Here is a 22,176-nt window from a genome sequence, read left to right as displayed (position 1 = left end):
CTGATACCGATCAGTCTTAGGAGTAACACCATTTTCGACAGTAAACGACACTAGCGGATAGCTATTGCTTTGAGAGCGTTGTGAGTTCCGCTCTTCCAGCAAATCCCCCAGCTTCCGCTGTTCCCAAGCATAATGATCTCTCTTACATCGAGCAGTATTTTTTCTGCCCCCGTGAATCCCTACAGCGGCATTTTGGTTACGCAATCGATATAGACGAAGGATTTGCCTCCTGGCGCATATTTTCTGCATGGCGCGGCGTTGGACGGTCGGCCACCGGAACCGCTGGATTGGGATGGTTGAGGATTTGGTGCTGGCTGAGCTGGTGCGATGGTTTGTTGAGGAACTGCCGCACCGTAATTCCCGGTGTTGTTGTTTGCTGGCTGTTGTTGATTCTGCCCTTGCGGATACTCCTGCGCTTGGGCTTCAGCCTGTTCCTTTTGCTGCTGTGCAAGCTCCTGCTCCTGCTCGTGCTGGCGCTGCTCTGCCTCTTGTCGTTCTTGTTGTTGACGCTGTTCCTCTTGTTCTTTGAGCCGCGTGATATGGTCTGTGGCTTCCTTTTGTTCCAATTGCGACTTGCTATGGTGCCTTTCGACGGATTGTCTCATCGATTTTATTTCGGCGGTAGTGTAAAGAGCAAGCGGCAGACTGCTGTGGTCTCCGTCGAGTATTGTCAAGAGTTTTGCACCCGAAGAAACGTCGGTGTCTATCGTATTGACGAATGCGGTTAGTGCATTGACTGTAGCCGTATCACCTGGCGCTGCTGGGGTTTGGGATGCCGCGTAGGCTTGGGCTTGTTGTTGCGGTGTGCATGCGAAGGATGGATCATACAGGCCAGCCATCTTGTCGTGTGCTTCGCGCTGTGCGTCGAAAACCTGGGAATAGTAGCGCGTGTTCTCTCCGATTTTTATGGCCACGCCCCAGCCATTGCGGGCAATGTCGGCATCGACCAATGATCCGTTCAGAAAGACTGCAGCAAGGTCCCTGCCATATCTATCTCGTTTATCGTGATCGTATCCCAGCCGTACGATCGTTCCTGTCGGAAGAAGTTTCTTGAGATAATCGCTGGCCTCAGGCCCTCCGCATTCGATCGGCTTGTTCGGGTCGACGGTCTCGGGAGTATTGACATTGAGCAATCTGATGGTCTTATTTTGCCCGTGATCACTCACCTCGATCGTGTCGCCATCCACGACTCTTACCACGCTGGCCTGCGGCATGAATGCCTGAGGATTCATCATCTGCGCCACGGCGATGCCTCCTCCCGTAATCAAGGAAGCGGCTACGAGAGTGGTCACGACACCAGTGGCGATTTTATGCGATGCCGCGAACGATGCGACGCTGCTGAAAACATGCGGCAAACGGGATGAACTCATGATATGTGATTATACCTTTGGTTGTCATTGCTGTTTTCGCGCGACCAGCGATGTGTTACGTGCCAGCTCCCAGCGCTCAGTCAGGTATCGATACCAGCGATTGGAAGGGCACGACCGCCGATACAATGCAATGCATAATAATCCATATTGAATAATTTATAGGTTATCCACATATCCACATATCCACATTTTCCACGAGGCGAGTTGCGCCTGTTTCACTTAGCTGTCACCGTTGATGCACGAGGCGCGCACTGGGCGGCGTCGACGACACGATGAATCGGCAATGGCGACGAATTGGGAATGTGGAGGGTGGCAATGACTGGGTATTCTGTGGACGCGATGGAGTTTCTTCAGACCGTCAATCAGTTGGAGCGGCGCTTTGAGGAGGTGACTTCGCCGGGGGCGTTGCGCAAGGCTATGGCAGAGCCGGAATCATACGATCCGGTGGACCATCGGCTCTACGTGCTGGCGCATGACGTGTTCGCCGATACTGGTTGGGCAATGACGATCATGGTGGCGGTGGCCTCCTTCGACGGTGCGCTTGTCGGGCAGTGCAAGGAGTTCATTCAGGGCTGTTCCTCCGTCGTGCGCAAATACGGGATTAATGTGTGGCTTTACGGTCTGGCCAATGGTTCCACGGTGGCTATGTTCACTGGCGAGCCTTCGGAGAACACGCCGATGTGCATTCAGACGCTCCATCGCAGCGAGCTGGTCAAACGCTGCCGTCTTAAAGGCCCGAAACGGTTCGGATCAAAGCACAATCAGCAGAAGGTGATCAGGGAGCATTGCCGCCAGATGCACAAGCTCGCGGCGTATACGCTGATGCGTTGGGGCGATGGCAGTGATCCATGCATCGACACGGCCTTGATGCTGCTGCATGAGCCCGCCATCGGCATGTGCATGTTGCGCGAGGATCCCAAGGTGCTGCAAGTGGGTGCCGCGCCGGACATGAATTTCCGGCGAGTGGTGGTGGCTTTGGCAGAGCTCCGGGCTCGGGCGGATGAAGAGTTCGCGCGTGAATCGTCTGCTGGATCAGAAAGCGGGGCGGAAAGCGGTTCGAGAACTTCGCTGAAAACTGGGCAGGAGCCCGCACAGGAGCCCGCACAGGACGACACTCAGGAAACCGCGCCAGACCATGTTGACTATTACAAGGATCCGGCGTATGCGCAGGCCAGCGCGCGCTACCTCTATGACGCGCGGCGTCTGATTGCGGGATACCGCGAGCTGTGGGACCGCACTACGCTTGATGCCGCCAAAGTGCTGGTGGCAATCGAACAAGGGGAGGAGACCAGCGCGGGAGGGGCATCTGACGACGACTCGGTGTGGCACAATGTGGTGCATTTGCGCGAGGTATCCCGATCACTGCTGGGCGCGGACAATGCGTGTGAGCTGATCGAAGGGTTCAATGAGCGCGACGTCGCGCGTTTCGACCAAGGCGTGGCGCTGCTTGAAAGCATGGCGGAAATCGTCGAGATGGAAGGCTTGCCGATGCTGCCCATAGTCATGCTCGATGAACAGGACGGGTACATGGAGAAACAAGCAGGCGTATTGCCAAAGAGCGCTGACGATAAGCGGCGGAAAGTCTCCGAAATCGGTGAATTCCTCGCGGGGATAGTGCTTGCGCGCTTTCCTCGTGGTGATGTAGCGAAGCAGTGCGCGTTGGCGTTGCTTGATGGTGAGATCGTCCAGTATGCGAAAGCGTTGCGACCGATGCTGCGAGATGATATCGAGGAGGTGGCGTCAGCGCATACGTGAGGCTGCTATTACATGGCGATGGTTGCTAACTCGTATGTGCTGCTTTCTTCGAAAGGCTGCGCGGTAGCCTGCGCGGAAGTTTGTGCGGAAGCGTTGACCATGCTTTCGGCGATATCGTATCTATGATTCTGTCTACCATAGAGGCAGAAGCAGAGCTCATTGAAACAATGCCGATATGAAGAAGCCGACGGTATATCAACGTTAACAATTGCAAACTCACAGCCGACCACTCAAAGGATCCCTGCATCATGACGCAACTTGCCACCAACGATTTCACCGAGATACTCGAAGGACGACGGTCCATCCGAAAATATGACCCTAAGGTCAAGATATCGCGCGAGGAGATGCTTGCGATGCTCGATGAAGCGGCCAAGGCGCCGTCGTCGGTGAACATGCAGCCGTGGCGGTTTCTCATCGTGGAATCGGACGAGGGCAAGGCGACGCTTGCTCCGCTCCTGCAGTTCAACAGGCGGCAGAACAAGACCTCGTCGGCGATGATCGTAGTGTTCGGCGACATGCGCTGCTACGAATACGCGGACCGGATATACGGCGAGGCGGCCAAGCGGGGCATCATGCCCAGCCTGATGGCGAAGGCCCAGATGACGGTGGCCGCCTCCGCATACAAAAAATTCAGCCGCAGCAGGATGAACGATATCGTCAAAATTGATTCCAGCCTGTTCGCCATGCAATTCATGCTCGTCGCGCGCTCGCACGGCTACGACACCAATCCCATTGGTGGCTTTGACCAGGGCAAGATCGCCGAAGCCTTCGATTTGGATGTCGAACGCTACGTGCCGGTGCTGATCATGTCGATTGGCAAGGCCGCCACCGAAGGCCACGAATCCGTCCGTCTGCCAGCAGAAGACCTCGCGTGGTGGCGGTGAATGAGTAGGCCGGTGGGCGAAGAATTCGATAATTGAGCACTAATATAGTAGGCACATTTATACGTGTAAAATACGTAGGAAATGGTATTATAAGTGTATTAAATACGTCTTTTATATGTAGAGGAGCATTATGGTTAGCACGAAGGAAAAGACAACGCTCAGCCTTGATCGGGAGATCAAACAAGAGGGCACTGAAATTCTCAATGACATGGGATTGAACCTCAGCACTTTCGTAGAGATGGGCCTTAGGCAGACCATCAAAGATGGGCGTTTGCCGTTTGTGCCAAGTGTGTCCCAAACATACGGCGGAAGTCGAATTCCCGCGCACGATGTGCGTCGCCGTATCAACGAGCTAAATGCGGCTACGCCGCAGTCCGCACACGACTACTTGGCTTCTTTATCCCCAGAGGATGAACGCCGACTACTTGAGGAACGCGATGCCTAAAGTATATCTCGACACCAACATCCTGCTTGATGCAGCTTCCGAGCAGAGGCCGGGGCACCGTGCTGCTGCTTTGTTGCTTGAATCTTCTGCAGTTGAATTGGGTATCAGCGCCGGGAGCCTGAAAGATTTCTACTACATCGCGACTGGAGCCAAATCCGCCATGAATCCCAAGACTGGGGCTGGTCTGGATGACGGGACCTGTCGTGAATATATCCGATTGTTTCTCAACTGTGCCGAACTATTACCGGATGATCGGCGCGTGTGCTCGATTGCACTGGACTCTAATGAACCTGATTATGAAGATGGTACGAAACGTGCAGCTGCCGAAGTGTGGGGCGCTGACTGCATCGTGAGCCGGGACAACCATCGTCACGCATTCCGCAATTCATCTATCCCACGCATCGATGCCGAACGGTTCTTGGAAGAGCTTGGCCCTACTTTCTTCCGCTCTTCGGTATAATCGCTCCAAGCACAATCTGTGCGATGCGCTTGGAGCTCATACCGTCGCCGGATTTCGCTAGGGCGGTTTTGGCCGTGTCGATAAAATCAGCGGAGAGGCGGGATTGCATAAGTCCGCGAACCCAGTCGATGTCAGCGACAGTTTTGTTGCCCAGCGAAACCTGTTCTAAGGCGAGGACGGTGCCTTCGCCGAGCGCGGCGACGATGCTGCAGACTCACCGGCTGAAGAGGCGTTGGAAGAAGCTGGCATTTGATTTCGAGGCGTTGATTTCGGACTGGGTGTGGCGTCCGTTGCACCAGTTCGAGGCGGGGACGCTGCGCCGCACCTGATCGATGTGCTGGCCGCATCCGGACCAGGTGGTTTTGCCGCAGACCTTGCAGGTGACCGCATGACACATGATATTGCTCCGTTCGTTGGGGGTGTTTTGCGTTGGTTGGCTAGATTCGATGGGTTGTTGGGTTGCGGATTGTCGGCTTGTGACTTGCAACTTTGCGATTCGTGGAAGTCAAAGCCACTGATCATGCAATCAAGCAGCAGATCACGCGAGCATAAGGAAGAGTTTTTCGATTTCATCCGCGGTGAGACGGGTGTTCTTCGATTCTTGTTCTTCGTGATTTGCGATTTGCGTAGCGTTATCGCGCGCCGCGCTATCGTCATGAACCGATTCACCACCCTCAGCAGCCTCAAGTTGCTCGCCGTTCTCTTCGTCCGAAGGAACGAGGCATTCGCGCATCGCCGAGGCAATGACGAGGAACCCGGCGCGGTCGAGGGCGCGTGACACCGCCGAAAGCTGGATGACCACGTCCTGGCAGGAGCCGCCTGACTCGACCTGGTTGATAACCGCGTCAAGCTGGCCGCGCGCCCGTTTCAGCCGGTTGAGCACCGCGCGCTGCGGATTTTCGGGCTTCTTTGTTGTGGTGCTGCTCATGCGTGTGCCTTTCCTTCGTGCGCAGATGCGCTGTGCAAGCGTTCGCTGCCTGCCTGGTTGGGGAACTCGAATAGCGAGCTATCTGTTAAGTGCGCCGTCACCGAGAGCGTCACACAGCACATGCATGCCGCCCGAAAGATTGCGCGCCGAAAGCCCGTGCTGCACCAGAATGCGGTACGCGAAATGCGAGCGCTTGCCCGAGGCACACATCACGGCGATAGGCCGCCCAGCAGCTGCGTCAAGAATCTCGTCCATCCGGGCTCGGACTTCGGTGTGTGGGATGTTCAGCGCCCCACGCACATGGCCGGTGGCGAATTCGGCGGGGCTGCGCACGTCAAGAATCAAGTCGGTGCGTGCCACATCTGCCAGTTCCTGCGCATACCAGAGGCGCAGCTTTCCGGATAGCACGTTCTCACCGAGCATGCCGGCCAGATTCACCGGGTCCTTGGCTTGACCGAAGGGCGGGGAGTAGGCAAGATCCTCGTCAATGAGATCGTCAATCGCCGCGCCGGATCGTATTGCCGCAGCAAACACGTCGATGCGTTTGTCAACGCCCTCGCCGCCGACGATCTGCGTGCCGAGCAGTCGGCCGTCATCGCCGAACAGCACCAGCATCCGCATTGCAATGGCACCGGGGAAGTAGCTGGCGTGCTGCGTGGCTTCCAGATGAATCGCATGGAATTGGATACCTGCCCGCTTGAGATCATCCCGCCCGGCTCCGGTGCGGGCGACGGTAAGCTCGCCAATGCGGATGATCGATGTGCCGAGCGCCGCAGGAATGGGTCGCGCGGTTTCCGGATTGCAGATGTCGTCGGCGATGAGTCTGCCGGCCCGATTCGCAGGACCCGCCAGCGCTACGGGGCGCCTGGCTCCGGTGACGAAATCCGTGGACAGCGTCGCGTCTCCGGCCGCCCAGATGCCCGGCATCGAGGTTCGGCCGTGCTCGTCGACGTCGATGGCGCCACGATCGCAGCGGATTCCTGCGGCTTCGAATATGGCTGTGTCGGGGCGTACGCCGATGGAGACGAGCACCAGATCGGCGGGCAGCACCTCGCCATTCGAAAGCTCTATCGCATGCGAGCTGTTGGGAATGCTGTTGCCGTCCATGCTGCTGCCGTTAGCGCTGTCATCGGTTTTGCCAACGCTTCCGTCAACCGTGCCATTGGCAGTGCGCTCGATGATGCGCGTCGCACCCACGCCAGTATGAAGCTGCACACCGAGTTCGCGCAGCTGTGCGGCCGCAGGTGCGGCGATTTCCGGTTCCATCATCGGCAGCACATGACCAGCGAGGTCGACGACATGAACCTTCAAGCCGCGGATGGCGAGGGCTTCGGCAGTCTCAAGACCGATAAAACCGCCTCCCAGCACCACGGCAGAGGTGGCATTGCGTGCCAGCTCCGTGACGCGATCGGCGTCCGGAACTGTGCGTAGCGTGCTGACAAACGATGACCCTATTCCCGGAATGTCTGGGATGAAGGGCTTTGCGCCCGGGGTGAGCACGAGGGCGTCGTACTCGACGGTTTCCTGGCCGGCCGCCGTGCGTACATCGACGGTATGCGCAGCCGGGTTGATGGCGACGACCTCGCTGCCGGTGCGCACGGTGATATTCAGCACGGCGGAGAGCGAACGCGGGGTCTGCACGAGCAGGTCTTCGCGTTCAGCGATCTCGCCGCCGACGTAATAGGGCAGGCCGCAACTGGCGTACGAGACGTGCCCGCCGCGTTCCAGCACGAGGATTTCCGCGCTTTCGTCATTGCGCCGGGCCCGGGCTGCGCAGCTCATGCCTGCGGCGTTGCCTCCGATGATGACGATTCTCATGGCCGCGCTCCTTGCTGCGCACTGGCTTGTGCGGCGTCTTGCGCATCGGTTTGCGGCTGGGCAACTTGGGCTTTCTCGTCTGCCTGCGCGCTGATTTGCGCGCGTACGTCGTCCATATTCAGCTGCGATAGCTGCTCGATCAGGGAATCCAGCGCAGCGGGCGCGAGCAATCCGGGCTGCTGGAAGACGAGGATGCCGTCGCGGAAGGCCGCGAGCGTGGGGATGCTGGCGATGCCAAATTGCACCGCGAGCTCCTGCTCGGCTTCTGTGTCCACTTTGCCATGCAGGACCTCGGGATGCTTGGCCGAGCTCTGCTCGAAAATCGGGCCGAACATGCGGCATGGGCCGCACCATGACGCCCAGAAATCGAGCAGCACGGTGGAGTGGTTGGCAATGGTCTCGTGCAGGTTCTGCGCGGTGATCGTTGTTGTGCTCATAGTGTCATCCTATACCCCTAGGGGTATTCAGTCAATTCGAGAATTCCATGCTGTGTTCTTGCGCCGTGTATGGTTTTATACTTCCGATGGCAGACAGCACGGACGGAACGGATTGCGTCGGCTCAGCGTACGTTATATGGCACGTTGATGAGGCCCGTATTGGAAAACGTACGCTGAGCAGCAGTTATCGTACGTTTTCCAATACGGATCTCATAGGCACGTAGGAAAACGTACGCTGCGAGGAGGAATTCGAGAGCGGAATGTGTGGGGGCTGCGGTTGCGGCACGGCACCGGGCCATAGGTGCCGTAGATACAGACGAATCCCCGTTTTGCACCTCCCGACTATGAGTCAGGAAACGCGAAACGGGGGTTCGTCTGCTGTTGAGACCGGATGGGTACGACGGAATCGTATTCACCGTGCCAATCCGACCTATTGATGAGCGGAGCTCGGATTCAGTGGAACTTAACCTGCACCGATGCCCAACGGCTCGAACTCAGTGGAACTGCATGCCGCCGTCGACGATGATTGTCTGGCCGGTGATGTAGTTGGAGTCGGGGCCAGCGAGGAACGCCACGGCTGCGGCGACATCCTCGGGCTCGGACAGGCGGCCCAGCGCGATGTCCTTGGAGAAGGTGCTCATGCCCCATTCGTCGTCCTTGCCGGCGTTCTTGCCGACCTGATGCGCGATGTCAAGCATCATCGGGGTCTTCACGATGCCGGGGGCATACGCGTTGGCGGTGATGCCTTCAGCGGCCAGATCGCGGGCGGCGACCTGTGTGAGGCCGCGGATGGCGAACTTGGTGGAGGAGTACAGCATGAGGTTCGGGTTGCCGACGACGCCTGCCTGGCTGGCGGCGTTGATGATTTTGCCCTTCTTGCCCAGCTCGCGGAATTTGCGGGTGGCGGCCTGCACGCCCCACATGGTGCCGGCCACGTTGATGTGCATGACCTTGTCGAACAGCTCGGGGGTGATGGTGTCGATCGGGGTGGTGGGGCCGAGTCCGGCGTTGTTGACGATCACATCGAAGCTGCCGAGCTTCTCAGCGACCTCGTCTACGGCTGCCGAGAAGGCTTCGCGATCCGAGACGTCAAGCTTGATGGCAATGGCTTCGCCGCCATTGTCCTTGATGGCCTGGGCCACTTCGCCCGCCTTGTCGACGTTGAGATCGACGACGGCCACAGCGAAGCCGTCCTTCGCCAGACGCTTGGAGATCGCTTCGCCGATGCCCTGGGCGCCGCCGGTTACGAATGCTACTTTTTCTGCCATGTCAGTCCTCCTGTAGGTGTTATGACGCCGCCAATACTATCGGCCCTGATTGACTGAAATGTGAGGTGTGTCACGCCTGCGTGTCCCCGGCATGCTAGACGTCAAGCGCCAATCGCAGGTGCCAATCGCAAAGTGCAAAGTATCGAGCGTCAAGCGCCGAGCGTCGATGCTCTAGTCCAGATCCTCGCCCTCGCTTTCGGCGAGTTCGATCTGCTCGCTGAGCCAGATGCGCTCAGCAGGATTGACGTCCAGCAGGTCCAGATACTTCTGATACACCGGGTAGAGCAGCCGCAGTCCGGGATACAGGGAAATGAGCGCGCGCTCGGTCTTGTGCCGCCGCCAGTGGTCGGGATGCGCGGCGAAGGTGTTTCTGAAGCGCTTCATGTAATTGCGGAAGGAAATCAGCGAAGTGTCCATGCGCCGCGCGGAGATGGCGCAAATCATGCTGCGCGAGTAGACGGTTTTCATATCGTTGTCGAGCAGATGCAGCGAGATGTCGATGTCCTCGTGCATCACGTCGTCCGGGTCACGGCATACCTGGCTGGCGATGACCTGCCAGGCGCTCGCCCGAACCGCCATATTCGAGCCGAAGAGGAGCACCTGCCCGCCATCGGCGCGGTAGGTGGTGCGCCGCACGCGGTCGTCGCCGCGCAGCGCCATATGCTTGGCGGGCATGTCGTAGTAGACCACCGGTCCGGTGGCGCCCATCGCCTCCGGATCGTCGGTGAACAGGCCCGCGACCACTTCGACCCAGTCGGGCTTGAGCATGCAGTCGGCGTCGATGCGCCCCAGCACATCGCCGGTGGCGTGGCTGAATCCGTAGTCGCGCGTGGGGATCAGGCCCTGCTCGCTGTCCTGATGCAGCAGGCGCACCGGTGCCTCGGGGTTTTCGGCCATGAACTGCTCGACGATGCGGCAGGTGTCGTCGGTTGAGCGGTTGTCGACGATGATGACCTCGTGCGGGGTGACGCTTTGAAGGGTGGCGTTGGTCAGGCAGTCGGCGATGCGATCCTGCTCGTTCCATGCGGGTATGACGATCGAAACACTCAGCATAGGCATCAACAATAGAGGGCGTTGCCTACACGACGCCCGAACCCGGCGCGGTCATCGTCTCGCCAAGTGTGCGGCCAGCGGCGAAAGCCATTCAGTCGGCGACGGCCACTGTCCGCCGGCTACGCCCCTGCTTGTACGATGTGCTGTATGACTTCACGAGACGATCAGAAGATCGATTTAGCCTCCGTGTTCCCCTCCAAGGGTGACTCGCGCCGCCCGCCGGACTGGTGGGGCAGGGCCTTGCTGTATACGGCCATAGCCGTGTTCCTGGCCATTTTCGTATGGCGGTCGTGGGGCAAGGTTGAGTTCGTCGTCTTCGACGTCGTTGTCTCGCTGTTCATCGCGCTTGCCATCGAGCCCCTGGTCGTGCGGCTGATCCAGCATGGGTGGAGGCGTGGTGCCGCCGCCGGAATAAGCCTGATTGGTCTGCTGATCGTCGTCGTCGCGCTGCTTGGGATGTTCGGCAATATGTTCGCGCAGCAGGTTATCTCCATGGTCAAGGGGATACCGAGCCTCTACGATCAGATAGCCGAATTCGTCTCCGGGAAGACCTCGTTCAGGCTGCCGGCGATGGAAAGCCTGGGCGGCGAGATTCTCAAGAACGTGCAGACCTCCTGGGTCACGGATTTCGCAGGCCAGGCCGTGAACACTACGGTGGGCTTCCTCAGTTTCGTGATCAACGCGATGACCGTGCTCATGGTGACGTTCTATGTCTCGGCGGCAGGTCCCAAGATGCGTCGGAGCCTGTGCCAGTGGATGGCGCCGGTGGCGCAGCGGCGCTTCCTGCTCGGCTGGACCGTGGTGCAGGATCAGATATCCGGCTTCCTGTTCTCCCGCATCATTCTGGCAGCGTTCAGCGCGGTCTGCATGTCGGTTTTCCTCGTGGTCATCCAGGTGCCGTACTGGCTGCCGCTGGCGCTGTTCTGCGGTATCGTCTCGCAGTTCGTTCCCACGGTGGGCACGTATATCGGCGGTGCGCTGCCGGTGATCTTCGCGTGGAGTTCGCGTGGCATCCTGTATGCGGTGGGCGTGGTCGTGTTCATCATCATCTACCAGCAGATCGAGAATCTGATCCTGTCGCCGAAGATCTCGCAGCGCACGATGGATCTGAACCCTGCCATAGCCTTCCTGTCGGTGCTGGTGCTGGGCGCGATGTTCGGCGCGCTGGGAGCGTTTCTCGCGTTGCCCATTACCGCCAGCATCCAGGCTATCGTCAAAGTCTACACGAAACGCTACGAGCTGGTCGACTCCCCGCTGATGTCCGACCCGCAGCCGGTGCGCAAATCCAAGGTCGTGGAGGGTGCCGAGGCCTTCAGCGAACACGTCATCCGACCGGTGAGCGACCGCATGCCGCGCGCCGCCCGGGGGACGAGCGCCCGCGTGCCGATGAACGACGAGCTCAGGAAGCTGCAAGAGGAGTTGTATCAGGCGTCTGGCGACGAGGGTTCCCAGGGGTCGGAGGACTCGGCTACTGTCGCCATTCCCAAGCGGGTGCTTGCGAAGAATGCGCAGGCTACTGGTCTTCGTGGCACCAGAGCGGATGACGGCAATGAAGTCGATGCAGCCGGCGACGAATCGGGAACCGGTGCTGGACTGCGAGCTGACGCAGATGCCTCGGGCACCGATGATTCTGGCGCTGACGGGGTCGGCTCTGACCTCGGCTCCGATGCCGATGCCGCTGCTGACGCTGCCGATGGCAGCAATGGCAACAATGGCAGCATTGACAATGACAACAATGACAATCCGCGAAGCCGGTGGCGCTGATGGTTCTGCTCTCCATACTCGATGTGCTGATGCTGATACTTGGCGGGGCCAGCCTGGTCTACCAAGTCGTATGCATCCTTGCTGGGCTGTTTTCCAAGCAAATCGGCTTTCCTGCGGCTCCTATGGACAAGCGCTACGCTGTCCTGATTTCCGCGCGTAACGAAGAGGGTGTCATCGGCAATCTCATCGATTCGATTCGCGCGCAGACCTATCCTTCCGCGCTGGTCGACATCTGGCTGGTGGCCGACAACTGCACCGACGACACGGCTTCAGTCGTGCGCGCCAAGGGCTGCAACGTCGTCGAGCGCTTCAACACCGAGCAGATTGGCAAAGGCTATGCGCTGACCTATCTGCTTGACCATATGATCGATACGGGAGTGGCCGAGAACTACGACGCCTATTTCGTGTTCGATGCCGACAATCTGCTCGACGAGCACTACATCGAGGAGATGAACAAGGCCTTCCACGCAGGATTCCGCATCCTGACCAGCTACCGCAACTCGGTCAACCTCTCCGACAACTGGGTCTCTTCGGGCTCGGCCCTGTGGTTCATCCGCGAGTCGCGCTTCCTCAACAATTCGCGCATGGTCTTCGGCTCAAGCTGTCACGTGGGCGGCACGGGGTTCATGTTCTCGCGCGAGGTCATGCAACGCAACAAGGGCTGGAAGTTCCATCTGCTCACCGAGGACCTGGAATTCACCATGGATTCGGTGCTGCACGGCGATCGCATCGGCTACTGCGGCACGGCGATTCTCTACGACGAGCAGCCGGTTGACTTTGCCCAGAGCTGGCGTCAGCGGCTGCGGTGGAGCAAGGGATTTCTGCAGGTCTTTCGCTATTATGGCCCGGCGCTCATCCAGCGCGCGGTGCGGGAGCGCGACTTCTCCGCCGTCGATTTCACGCTGCTGGTATGCCCCTTCACCGTGCTCAGCGTGGCGCGACTGCTGCTTGGCTGTCTGTTCGCGGCCTTCGGTTTCGTGACTTGGACGAGCCAGCTGTCGTCGCTGGTCAGCTGGGTCACCGGCGGCATGCTCGGCGCGCTGGGTATGATGGCCATCGCCGCGCTGACGATTCTGGCCGAACGCGACCATATCGGCGCTTCGAACAAGGAGCTGGTCGCCTACGTGCTCAGCTTCCCGATCTACATGTTCAGCTACGTGCCGATCTCCTTCCAGGCCGTGTTCTCCAAGGCCGAGTGGAAGCCGATCGCGCATCGCGGCGAGGAGAATGCGGCTGCCTGACGGATGGCACGGACGGCGTAGGTGGCGTAGGAGGCATCGGTAGCATCGGTGGCATACGTAGCCGCAGGCGGAATGGACGCCTACGATGTTCGGCGCGTTCGTGCGTTCGCCGCGGTATGGCACAGCGCAGTACGTCACAATCCGACATTCTGCTGTGCCATGACCCGATATTCTGTTACATCTCATCCCAATATTTTGTTAGCGATAATCCGATATTCTGTTATACATAACTCCGATATTTTGTATTTTCTATTTCAATATTCTGTTACTTTTATTCCGATATTTTGTAGTTTTCAATCCGATATTCTGTCATGAGCTCTCGTGAGAACCAAAGCATGAGCTGCGCGACAGCCGCTGCTGGTATGGTTGCTATTGAGACGAACAGCAACGATTTGTCGATTGCTCGACTGGACGGGGATGCCAACGATGACCGAAGAACCGCAATTCACGCAGGAGGCTCCATCCGGCGGGCCTACGCAAGCGCCGTATGAGAGTTTGGGGAGTGGAGCTGCCGGCGAGCCAGGCGGCCAAGGGCCTGCCGTGCTGCCGCATTATCCGTCAGCTAGTCTGTATCAGCCCGACAATGCCTACCCGGCCGGAGCTGCGTATGCATACCCGGCCGGCAATCCTTACCCGCCTGACCCGAATGCCGCAGTGTCGATTCGTGGGCTGTTCAAGCATTTCGGCGACAAGATAGCCGTCAACGGCCTGGCGCTCGACATCCCGATCGGCTCCTTCTACGGCCTGGTCGGCCCCAATGGCGCAGGCAAGACGACCACGCTCAATATGGTCACCGGGCTGCTCGTGCCCGATGCGGGGAACGCGATGATTCTGGGCCATGACGTGTGGAGCGATGTGAACCGGGCCAAGCGCATCATCGGCGTGATGCCGCAGCCCGATCAGATATTCGACAGGCTCACCGGCATGCAGCTGCTCATGTACGCGGGCATGCTGCGCGGCATGCCGCGAGCCGAAGTCGCGCAGCGGGCCGGCGACTTGCTTACGGCCTTCGACCTCGCGGACGCGGCGAATACGATCGTCTCCGATTATTCCGCGGGCATGACGAAGAAGATATGCCTGGCCTCCGCGATGATTCACAGCCCGCGCATACTGGTGCTGGACGAACCCTTCGAATCCGTGGACCCGGTGTCCAGCGCGAATCTCAAGGACATCCTCGCCGAATACGCGCAGACGGGCGGCACGGTCATCATCTCCTCGCATGTGATGGCGCTGGTCGAGCGGATGTGCACGCATGTCGCGGTCATCAATCAGGGGCAGGTCTGCGCGGCGGGCACGGTCGCGCAGGTCGCTGCGGGCGAGGACTTGGAGGATCGCTTCCTGCAGCTGGTCGGCGGACGGCATAGCGCGGCGCATCTGGCATGGCTCAACGGCGGCGATGCGGCCGGCGCGCAGCCGCCGATTATCGGGCAGCCAGGCCCAACAGTTCCGCAGCCGAGTTCAGCGTTTGGCGCATCTGGGTCTGATGCGTCTGCGTTTGGTGCGCCTGGGTCTGATGCGTCTGCCTCTGCGGCTCCGGCCGCCGGAAACGCAGACACGCAGTCGAAGGATGGCTGGTCACGATGAACACTGTTCCGATGAACGCTGCGGGGGCGCAGACGGGGCCAGCGCATACGGCACCGGCGAGCACGGCGCTTGCCGACACGGTGATGACCATCGTCAGGCTGCGCTGGACGTTGACGCTGGCGACGCTGCGCAAATCCGTATGGCAGAGCATTGGCTACGTCATCTCGGCCATTCTGGGGCTCGGCCTCGTCATCGGCGTCGGCGCCGCCGCATGGTCCTTGGGCTCGCAGTGGTTCGTTTCCACGCAATCCTCCGACGCATGGTTCACAGGCATCATGCGGCCGGCAGTCGTGCTGGTGGGCATGAGCGTCATGGTATTCGTCATCTTCGTGCAGCTGACGCTCATTGGCGGCAGCTCGACGCTCAATCCGCATCGTTTCGCGCTCTACGGCATCAAGGACCGTGAGCTGCAGGCGGGCCTGCTGGCGTCCGGCATGACGGGCATCCCTGCGATTGCGGGCGTGGCGTCGCTGCTGCTGTGGGCGCTGGCCTACCGCTGGGCGGGCCCCGCTATGGTCATTGCGCAGCTCATCGCCGCGCCGCTGGCGGTGGTGACAATGATGAGCCTGTCCAAGCTGGTGCTCGCGCTGGCCACGACGCTCGTGCGCTCCAAACGCGGGACAAGCGTGTTCTATATCGTGGCGATGCTCGCGTTCATCTCCATGTTCCAGCTGCCGAACATCATCCTCAATTCGTCGGATTCGCGCACCTTCGACCCGCAAACCTACGGCACGGCGACATCCATAATCGGCTGGACGCCGTTCGGCGCCGCGTTCCAACTGCCGTTCGATGCCTACGCCGGCAACTGGGTCGCGCTGCTCGGGCGAATCGCCGTGCTGGCGCTCACCTGCGTGCTGTGCTTCATGGGCTGCACCTGGTGTCTGCGTCGCGACCGGCTGACCTCCGATTCAAGTCTTGGGGCCGTGAAGGCGAAAGGTATCGGCGCCTTCGGCTGGATGCCTGACTCGGTGTCGGGAGCCGTCTCCGCGCGACTGCTGACGAACTTGAAGCGCGATCCGCGCCAAGCGCTGATGCTGCTGATGCCGCTGTTCTTTGTCGTCGTCTTTGGGTTGCAATCCCACGGCATTTCAGCGATTATCTGGCAGTCCATCCTCTGGGGCGGCCTTTTCCTGAATCTCGCGGAAAGCAACGGCTTGGCCTATGACGGTCGCGGATTCGCGATGCAGGCCTCCATAGGCGTGCGAGGCATCGAAGACCGTCGCGGGCGCGTGCGTGTCTACGGCACGATTACCGTGGGCTACATACTGCTGCTGGGGGTTGGCGTCATGCTGTTCACCGGCGACTGGCGCACGACGCAAGGCTGGGCCACCGCCTGCGCGTTCCTCGGCGGCTCGATTGCCCTCGCCTTGGGCGGGCTGGGACTGGCCGAGGTCCTCTCCTGCGTGCTCATATACCCGGTCGCCTCGATCGATAAGCCCTTCTCCTCGCCGCAGGGCCGCGCGCTGGCCCAGAGCCTCATGCCGTTCGCGACCATGCTGGGAACTGCGGTCGTCGGCCTGCCGACCATTGCCTGCGTGGTTATCCTGCTGGTGAGCGGCAATTGGAGTCAGTATTGGCTCATCGGCCCGGTCGGCGTGGTCAACGGCGCGGTGATGCTTGCGCTGGGCGTCTGGCTGGGCGGCAAAGTGATGGATGCGCGACTGCTCAGCATCGTCGCGACGCTTGACTCCTTCACCTCGCTGCAGAAGTGAGTCTGGTGAGTCTGGGGCTGGCTTAGGCTAACGTGCGGTCTATTACCAACTATTACCATCGACATTAACAGCGACGAACAGCGACAAGCAGCGTGAGGGAGGCGGACGTCAGTGGGGCAGGAGCAGCCGATTGAGCGTGCCGGGGATGATGCCGGGCGGCCTGTTGCCACAATCGCAGGGCTCACCCCGAAAGGCCGGCATCGTCGCATAGCCACCGTTGTAGCGTCCTCGCTTATCACCGTGCTGCTGACTGCAGGCTATGTCATTGCTGATATCGCCGACGTCGCCCCCGGGCTGCTCACCGTGAACACAGCGGTGCTGCAGGGCCAGCCCGGGCCGCGTGCAGCGATTCCCGCAGGCGCGGTTGCCGCCGCGAAGGCCGAGCGGGACGTGCCGATCAATGCCGACAAGGCCAATGCGCTGCTTGACCGCTTCGCCGAGGCTGAAGGCGTCGGCTCGCAGTATTCCATCGCGATTGCCGACCAGCGCGGTTCGGTCATTGCGCAACGCAACGACGGAACGCCGCGCGAACCGGCTTCGACGCTGAAGACCCTGACCGCGCTCGCCGCCGCCTCATCGCTCGACATGGGGTCGACCTTCAGCACCGAAACCTATCTCAATCAGCCCGCAGGCGGCCCGGACACCATAACGCTCAAGGGCAATGGCGATATGCTGCTGGGCAGGGGCGCGAGCGATCCGAAGCATGTCAACGGCCGCGCCGGGCTGGAAACGCTGGCACAGCAAACCGCGCGAGGACTGCGCCAGCGAGGCATCAGCACGGTCGCCCTGGCTTATGACGACACGCTGTTCGGTGCGATACGCGCTCCGAAAGACATTGCACAGAACAATCCTGGCAATATTTATTATGCGCCGATCTCCTCGATGGCCGTGGACGGCGGCAGAGCATGGCCGAGCGGCAGCGCACCGAATCCCGACACCTTCGATGGTTACCCGCCGATGTCCACGCAGCCGGCTGCGGACACGGCAGGGCTCTTCGCCACGCTGCTCAAGCGGCAGGGCATCGCCGTGAAAGGCGCGCCGTCCGCCGCTTCGGCTCCGGCTGGCCTGTCCCCGCTCGCCTCGGTGCATTCCGCCGCGCTGAGCGAAGTGATGGCTTTCATGATGCGGCACTCCGACAACACCCTGGCCGAGGAATTCGGGCGTCTCACCGCACTCAAGGCCGGCCGCGAGAATTCGCCGCAGGGCGCAGTATCGGCGGTGCAGGAGAAGCTTAAAGGCATGGGAATCGACTTGCCCGGTCTGACAATGGCCGACGTCTGCGGCCTGAGCCCCGGCTCGCAGGTCACCGCCAGCACGCTGGCCGCAGTGCAGGCGCGCAATCTCACGGCAACGGGCGCGGCTGCGGCGGGCGAGGGGCTTTCCATCCCCGGATTGGTGGGCACCGCCAGCGACCGGCTCGACAATATGAACGCCGCAGGCCTGCTGCGCGTCAAAACCGGCAGCCTCGACGCGGTGAGCGCGATGGTGGGCAATGTCTCGCGCAGCAGTGGCGGCACACTCGCCTTTGCCGTCATCGTCAATAACCCTGACGATATGGCTGCGGCGAAGTTGGCCGTGGACACGTTCATCAGCGAGCTGACGGGGCTGTGATCCGATGACATACACTTCACGATTGCGGGCAGGAATCGGATGCGTGCGCGGAGCCTTGGAGCGACTCGGCATCACGCTGCAGGATGCGCGCTTCGCCGAGCATGGCGAGCATGCGGTCTCGCCCGACGCCCCGCTGGTGCTGGTCGCCTGCTCCGGCGGGCGCGATTCGATGGCCTTGGCCGCGCTGAGCCGTACGGTCTGCGCATCTCTCGGCGTACGTTGCGGCGCGGTGATTGTCGATCATGGGCTGCAGCGCGGCTCCGACGCAGTGGCCCAGCAGGCCGCGCAACGCTGTAGTCAGCTCGGGCTGGAGCCGGTCACCGTCCACAGCGTGCATGTCGAGGTCGGCGGCAGCGGTATCGAAGCGGCGGCTAGGCAGGCCCGGTACCAAGCCATCGTGGCGGTCGCGCAGCGTTGCGGGGCTTCGGTCGTGCTGCTGGCGCACACGAAGGACGACCAGGCGGAGACCATCGTGATCGATTTGCTGCGTTCGGGCGGGTTGGATGCGCTGGCGGGCATGCCTGAATCCTTTGCCTTGGATTCAGTGCGTTTCGCCCGACCCTTGCTATCGCTGACGCGCGAACAGACCACGGGCATCTGCCAGGATTTGGGGCTGCCGTGGTGGGATGACCCAACCAACGGCGACGGATTCGACGCCAATGAGGAGCTGCCAGCCGATTTCCCCCTGCGTTCGCGCATCCGCCATAGTCTGATTCCGTATCTGCGGTGCTTTTCTGGCGGTGACGTAGTGGCGCACCTGGCAGGTATGGCGCAGACTGCGGCTCTCGACAAGGAGTATCTGGACATGCAGGCGGATCGCGTCGCCGCAGCCGCTACCCAAGTCGTTCACGCTGCAGCAGGTGGCGAGGCCGACGCCAAAGACGCCTCTCTGGCTGTTCCGGCTCTGTCCGCTCCGATTGCTCCGGGCGCTCCAAGCGCTCCCGTTGCGCTGATCTGGTCGGTTGACGCGCTGCGCGGCAAGCACGCGGCGATACGTCGGCGCGTGATTGCGCATGGGCTGTCCTCATTGGGCATCGCGGCCTCCTCGCGCCACGTCGAAGCCATCGATCGGCTGATCGCCGATTGGCATGGGCAGGGTCCGGTGTCGCTTCCCAGCGGATACACAGCGATTCGCAAGAAACACGTCATTCGCCTGTGCCAAGATGGTGGTCATGCAAATCGCTGATGTCCCAGATGCAATCGACCACGAGCTGGTCAGCAAAGCCCAAATTGAAGCCAAAATCAAAGAGACCGCAGATCAGGTGAGCCGGGATTACCGCGGCAAGAACCTGTTGCTCGTCGCCGTGCTCAAAGGAGCCATCAACACGATGGCGGCCTTCTCGCAGGCGCTGAGCATCCCCGCGCAGCTTGATTTCATGACCCTGTCGAGCTATGGCTCAGGCACGGTCAGCCAAGGCACGGTCACGATTCGGCAGGATCTGACGGCTGATGTTCGCGGTCGGCACATTCTCATCGTTGAGGATATCGTTGATTCCGGCCATACCCTTGCATGGCTTGTCGACGAACTCAAAAGGCGTGGGGCGGCTTCCGTGGAGATTTTTGCGCTGCTCGAGAAGCCCTCTCGACATGAGGTCCATGTTGACCTGAAATACAGGGGATACGAGATTCCGGACGAATTCGTGGTTGGATTCGGGCTGGATTATGACGAACGCTTCCGCAACCTCGATTCGATCGCCGTACTCAAGGCGGAAGTATACCAAGGAGAACAGGCATGAGCTTCCCTCAGGCGCCGCAGACGCCGCCGCCCGGCAACCCCAACCGTCGCAACGACGGCAATAACCCATTAAACCCTTTTTCGCGCAATAACGGCAACAATGGCAGCAATGGCAACCAGGCTCCGGGAGGCAAGAAGCCCTTCTGGCAGTCCCCGTGGCTGTGGGTCGCCGTGCTTGCGCTCTTCGCGCTGACGGCATTCCAGATGATCGCCGGCCAGGGCACGCAGACCATCGATTCCAAGTACGGCATACAGCTGCTGCAGGGCGACACGGTGTCCTACGCCGAAATCGTCGACAATCGGCAGATGGTCAAGCTCACGCTGAACAAGGACTTCAGCGTTGACGCCTCCAACGGCCAGCGGGCGCACGATTACGGCAAGGACGTCCAGTTCTACTACACGGCTGCGCAGGATGCGCAGATGGTCAAGCTGGTGCAGAAGGCCGACCCGGCCAAGGGCTGGAACGTGAGCATACAGGAGACCAGCATCTGGTCGAACCTGCTCATTTCGGTGCTTCCCATCATCCTGCTCGTAGGGCTGATGTGGTTCATGATGCGCCAGATGACGGGCGGCGAGGCCGGCGGCATGTTCGGCCTTGGCGGCCGCAAGAACAACGGCAAGCTGCTCGAAGGGCAGACCCCGACGACGAAATTCGCCGATGTGGCCGGCGAGCAATCGGCCGTCGAAGAGGTGCAGGAGATCAAGGACTTCCTCAAGGATCCGTCGAAGTACAAGGCGCTGGGTGCGCGCATCCCGCGTGGCGTGCTGCTGTACGGCCCTCCCGGAACCGGCAAGACCCTGCTCGCCCGCGCCATCGCAGGCGAGGCTGGCGTGCCCTTCTACGCTATGGCGGGCTCGGACTTCGTTGAGATGTTCGTCGGCCTCGGCGCTTCGCGTGTGCGCGACCTGTTCGATGAGGCGAAGAAGAACGCTCCGGCCATCATCTTTATCGATGAGATCGACGCCGTCGGCCGCAAGCGCGGCTCGGGCATGAACGGCGGGCATGACGAGCGCGAGCAGACGTTGAACCAGTTGCTTGTCGAGATGGACGGCTTCGACAACGATACCAATCTGATTATCATCGCGGCCACGAACCGCCCCGATGTGCTCGACCCGGCTCTGCTGCGCCCCGGCCGCTTCGACCGGCAGGTGGGCGTGGAAGCGCCTGATCTGGAAGGCCGCGAGGCGATTCTCAAGGTGCACGCCAAGGGCAAGCCCTTCGTGCCGGGCGTCGATTTGCACGCCATCGCCGTGCGCACTCCGGGCTTCACCGGTGCCGATCTGGCCAATGTGCTCAACGAGGCTGCGCTGCTGTGCGCCCGCGCTGGCGCACAGTTGATTGACGACCGCGCCATCGATGAAGCCATAGACCGCGTGCAGGCCGGCCCCAAGCGCCAGTCCAAGGGCATGGCCCTGAACGAACTGCGCAACACCGCGTACCACGAGGGCGGGCATGCCCTGGTCGCGGCGGCGCTGCACCACACCGACCCGGTCACCAAGGTGACGATTCTGCCGCGTGGCCGCGCGCTGGGCTACACGGCCGTGATGCCGACCGAGGACCGCTATTCGCAGTCGCGCAACGAGCTGCTCGATCAGATGGCGTACGCGATGGGCGGGCGCACGGCTGAGGAGGTCATCTTCCACGACCCGACCACCGGCGCGTCCAACGACATCGAGAAGGCCACGCAGATCGCGCGCAGGATGGTCGTCGAATTCGGCTTCTCCGCTAAGCTGGGTGCCATCAAGTGGGAGGATAGCGACGATTCGGCTTCGGGCTTCGACGGCTTGCAGCCGCGCAAGTACTCCAACCAGACCGCGCAGGTCATCGATGACGAGGTGCTTCGCCTGGTCGAGACCGCGCACACCGAGGCGTGGAACATCATCAACGAGAACCGCGAAGTGCTCGATGAGCTCGTGCGCCAGTTGCTCGTCAAGGAGACGCTGAACGCCAAGGAGCTCGCGCAGGTCTTCGCGCCGGTCAAGAAGGCGCCGGAACGGCAGCTGTGGCTTTCGGACAGCCAGCGCCCGGATTCGGACCTTCCGCCGGTACCGATTCCCGAAACGCTTAAGCGCTCAGTCGGCATGAAGCCGGGGGAGTAGAGCGGTGACGC

Annotated in this window: 19 protein-coding genes and 1 pseudogene; 13 read left to right on the top strand and 7 right to left on the bottom strand. The window is 60.8% G+C overall.

The features are described from left to right. Positions 1–179 precede the first annotated feature (179 nt). Positions 180–1,370 carry a thermonuclease family protein gene (locus DDF78_RS09780; RefSeq protein WP_152581050.1) on the bottom strand — a complete coding sequence of 397 codons (1,191 nt, stop codon included), beginning with the start codon at positions 1,368–1,370 and terminating at the stop codon, positions 180–182. A gap of 315 nt (positions 1,371–1,685) precedes the next feature. Between DDF78_RS09780 and DDF78_RS09775 the strand changes: the two genes are divergently transcribed. The 5 genes from DDF78_RS09775 (at position 1,686) to DDF78_RS11765 (ending at position 5,243) form a co-directional block, all read left to right on the top strand. Beyond that, on the top strand, positions 1,686–3,125 hold the full coding sequence (locus tag DDF78_RS09775; RefSeq protein WP_152581051.1) for a hypothetical protein: 1,440 nt from the start codon (positions 1,686–1,688) through the stop codon (positions 3,123–3,125). A 248-nt stretch (positions 3,126–3,373) separates the two neighbouring features. Next, the gene (locus DDF78_RS09770) at positions 3,374–4,009 is read left to right on the top strand and encodes a nitroreductase family protein (protein WP_152581052.1); all 636 of its coding nucleotides are present in this window, start codon (positions 3,374–3,376) and stop codon (positions 4,007–4,009) included. 130 nt (positions 4,010–4,139) lie between these two features. Further along, complete coding sequence (locus tag DDF78_RS09765) at positions 4,140–4,454, top strand: type II toxin-antitoxin system RelB/DinJ family antitoxin (protein WP_152581053.1); 315 nt, start codon at positions 4,140–4,142, stop codon at positions 4,452–4,454. Next, the gene (locus tag DDF78_RS09760) at positions 4,447–4,914 is read left to right on the top strand and encodes a type II toxin-antitoxin system VapC family toxin (protein ID WP_152581054.1); all 468 of its coding nucleotides are present in this window, start codon (positions 4,447–4,449) and stop codon (positions 4,912–4,914) included. Before DDF78_RS09765 ends, DDF78_RS09760 begins: the two co-directional genes overlap by 8 nt. A 179-nt stretch (positions 4,915–5,093) precedes the next feature. Beyond that, positions 5,094–5,243 (top strand): hypothetical protein, encoded by a 150-nt coding sequence (locus DDF78_RS11765; protein ID WP_154677516.1) that lies wholly within the window; start codon positions 5,094–5,096, stop codon positions 5,241–5,243. Positions 5,244–5,248: 5 nt separating this feature from the next. Here DDF78_RS11765 and DDF78_RS12485 read toward each other — a convergent pair. The 6 genes and pseudogenes from DDF78_RS12485 to DDF78_RS09730 form a co-directional block, all read right to left on the bottom strand. Then, positions 5,249–5,311 (bottom strand): annotated as a pseudogene (locus tag DDF78_RS12485) (DUF8730 family Cys-rich protein); the annotation flags it as partial. 141 nt (positions 5,312–5,452) lie between these two features. Continuing rightward, the gene (locus tag DDF78_RS09750; protein WP_152581056.1) at positions 5,453–5,842 is read right to left on the bottom strand and encodes a metal-sensitive transcriptional regulator; all 390 of its coding nucleotides are present in this window, start codon (positions 5,840–5,842) and stop codon (positions 5,453–5,455) included. Between the two features lie 78 nt (positions 5,843–5,920). After that, complete coding sequence (locus DDF78_RS09745; protein WP_152581057.1) at positions 5,921–7,660, bottom strand: FAD-dependent oxidoreductase; 1,740 nt, start codon at positions 7,658–7,660, stop codon at positions 5,921–5,923. Continuing rightward, a complete protein-coding gene (trxA, locus tag DDF78_RS09740; RefSeq protein ID WP_152581058.1) occupies positions 7,657–8,097 on the bottom strand; it encodes a thioredoxin in 441 nt (146 codons plus the stop codon). The genes DDF78_RS09745 and trxA overlap by 4 nt, the downstream gene beginning before the upstream one ends. 494 nt (positions 8,098–8,591) lie before the next feature. Beyond that, a complete protein-coding gene (locus DDF78_RS09735; protein WP_152581059.1) occupies positions 8,592–9,365 on the bottom strand; it encodes a (S)-acetoin forming diacetyl reductase in 774 nt (257 codons plus the stop codon). A gap of 171 nt (positions 9,366–9,536) precedes the next feature. Further along, entirely contained in the window at positions 9,537–10,418 is an 882-nt protein-coding gene (locus tag DDF78_RS09730) for a glycosyltransferase family 2 protein (protein WP_152581060.1), read from the bottom strand. 147 nt (positions 10,419–10,565) lie between these two features. Between DDF78_RS09730 and DDF78_RS09725 the strand changes: the two genes are divergently transcribed. The 8 genes from DDF78_RS09725 to ftsH all read left to right on the top strand — a co-directional run bounded on the left by DDF78_RS09725 (position 10,566) and on the right by ftsH (position 22,165). Beyond that, positions 10,566–12,182 carry an AI-2E family transporter gene (locus DDF78_RS09725; RefSeq protein ID WP_152581061.1) on the top strand — a complete coding sequence of 539 codons (1,617 nt, stop codon included), beginning with the start codon at positions 10,566–10,568 and terminating at the stop codon, positions 12,180–12,182. Next, positions 12,182–13,423 (top strand): glycosyltransferase family 2 protein, encoded by a 1,242-nt coding sequence (locus DDF78_RS09720; protein WP_152581150.1) that lies wholly within the window; start codon positions 12,182–12,184, stop codon positions 13,421–13,423. The genes DDF78_RS09725 and DDF78_RS09720 overlap by 1 nt, the downstream gene beginning before the upstream one ends. A 540-nt stretch (positions 13,424–13,963) precedes the next feature. Then, positions 13,964–15,007, top strand: coding sequence for an ABC transporter ATP-binding protein (locus DDF78_RS09715; RefSeq protein WP_152581151.1), 1,044 nt, complete (start codon positions 13,964–13,966; stop codon positions 15,005–15,007). 83 nt (positions 15,008–15,090) lie between these two features. Further along, the gene (locus tag DDF78_RS09710) at positions 15,091–16,719 is read left to right on the top strand and encodes an ABC transporter permease (protein ID WP_152581152.1); all 1,629 of its coding nucleotides are present in this window, start codon (positions 15,091–15,093) and stop codon (positions 16,717–16,719) included. 171 nt (positions 16,720–16,890) lie between these two features. Beyond that, a complete protein-coding gene (locus tag DDF78_RS09705) occupies positions 16,891–18,330 on the top strand; it encodes a D-alanyl-D-alanine carboxypeptidase/D-alanyl-D-alanine-endopeptidase (RefSeq protein ID WP_152581153.1) in 1,440 nt (479 codons plus the stop codon). A gap of 4 nt (positions 18,331–18,334) precedes the next feature. Next, complete coding sequence (gene tilS / locus DDF78_RS09700; RefSeq protein ID WP_152581062.1) at positions 18,335–19,516, top strand: tRNA lysidine(34) synthetase TilS; 1,182 nt, start codon at positions 18,335–18,337, stop codon at positions 19,514–19,516. Then, entirely contained in the window at positions 19,503–20,066 is a 564-nt protein-coding gene (gene hpt, locus DDF78_RS09695; protein ID WP_152581063.1) for a hypoxanthine phosphoribosyltransferase, read from the top strand. The genes tilS and hpt overlap by 14 nt, the downstream gene beginning before the upstream one ends. Further along, positions 20,063–22,165 carry an ATP-dependent zinc metalloprotease FtsH gene (gene ftsH / locus DDF78_RS09690; RefSeq protein ID WP_152581064.1) on the top strand — a complete coding sequence of 701 codons (2,103 nt, stop codon included), beginning with the start codon at positions 20,063–20,065 and terminating at the stop codon, positions 22,163–22,165. The genes hpt and ftsH overlap by 4 nt, the downstream gene beginning before the upstream one ends. Positions 22,166–22,176: the final 11 nt, after the last annotated feature.

The sequence above is a fragment of the Bifidobacterium tibiigranuli genome, assembly GCF_009371885.1.
Taxonomy (GTDB): domain Bacteria; phylum Actinomycetota; class Actinomycetes; order Actinomycetales; family Bifidobacteriaceae; genus Bifidobacterium; species Bifidobacterium tibiigranuli.
The sequence above is the reverse complement of the archived record's forward strand: the minus strand, read 5'-3'. Positions and strand labels throughout refer to the sequence as shown.

What these genes read in the sequence shown, in the direction of transcription:
- DDF78_RS09780 (WP_152581050.1), bottom strand. Translation starts at nt 1,370, where the DNA reads ATGAGTTCATCCCGTTTGCCGCATGTTTTCAGCAGCGTCGCATCGTTC.
- DDF78_RS09775 (WP_152581051.1), top strand. Translation starts at nt 1,686, where the DNA reads ATGACTGGGTATTCTGTGGACGCGATGGAGTTTCTTCAGACCGTCAAT.
- DDF78_RS09770 (WP_152581052.1), top strand. Translation starts at nt 3,374, where the DNA reads ATGACGCAACTTGCCACCAACGATTTCACCGAGATACTCGAAGGACGA.
- DDF78_RS09765 (WP_152581053.1), top strand. Translation starts at nt 4,140, where the DNA reads ATGGTTAGCACGAAGGAAAAGACAACGCTCAGCCTTGATCGGGAGATC.
- DDF78_RS09760 (WP_152581054.1), top strand. Translation starts at nt 4,447, where the DNA reads ATGCCTAAAGTATATCTCGACACCAACATCCTGCTTGATGCAGCTTCC.
- DDF78_RS09750 (WP_152581056.1), bottom strand. Translation starts at nt 5,842, where the DNA reads ATGAGCAGCACCACAACAAAGAAGCCCGAAAATCCGCAGCGCGCGGTG.
- DDF78_RS09745 (WP_152581057.1), bottom strand. Translation starts at nt 7,660, where the DNA reads ATGAGAATCGTCATCATCGGAGGCAACGCCGCAGGCATGAGCTGCGCA.
- trxA (WP_152581058.1), bottom strand. Translation starts at nt 8,097, where the DNA reads ATGAGCACAACAACGATCACCGCGCAGAACCTGCACGAGACCATTGCC.
- DDF78_RS09735 (WP_152581059.1), bottom strand. Translation starts at nt 9,365, where the DNA reads ATGGCAGAAAAAGTAGCATTCGTAACCGGCGGCGCCCAGGGCATCGGC.
- DDF78_RS09730 (WP_152581060.1), bottom strand. Translation starts at nt 10,418, where the DNA reads ATGCTGAGTGTTTCGATCGTCATACCCGCATGGAACGAGCAGGATCGC.
- DDF78_RS09725 (WP_152581061.1), top strand. Translation starts at nt 10,566, where the DNA reads ATGACTTCACGAGACGATCAGAAGATCGATTTAGCCTCCGTGTTCCCC.
- DDF78_RS09720 (WP_152581150.1), top strand. Translation starts at nt 12,182, where the DNA reads ATGGTTCTGCTCTCCATACTCGATGTGCTGATGCTGATACTTGGCGGG.
- DDF78_RS09710 (WP_152581152.1), top strand. Translation starts at nt 15,091, where the DNA reads ATGACCATCGTCAGGCTGCGCTGGACGTTGACGCTGGCGACGCTGCGC.
- tilS (WP_152581062.1), top strand. Translation starts at nt 18,335, where the DNA reads ATGACATACACTTCACGATTGCGGGCAGGAATCGGATGCGTGCGCGGA.
- hpt (WP_152581063.1), top strand. Translation starts at nt 19,503, where the DNA reads ATGCAAATCGCTGATGTCCCAGATGCAATCGACCACGAGCTGGTCAGC.
- ftsH (WP_152581064.1), top strand. Translation starts at nt 20,063, where the DNA reads ATGAGCTTCCCTCAGGCGCCGCAGACGCCGCCGCCCGGCAACCCCAAC.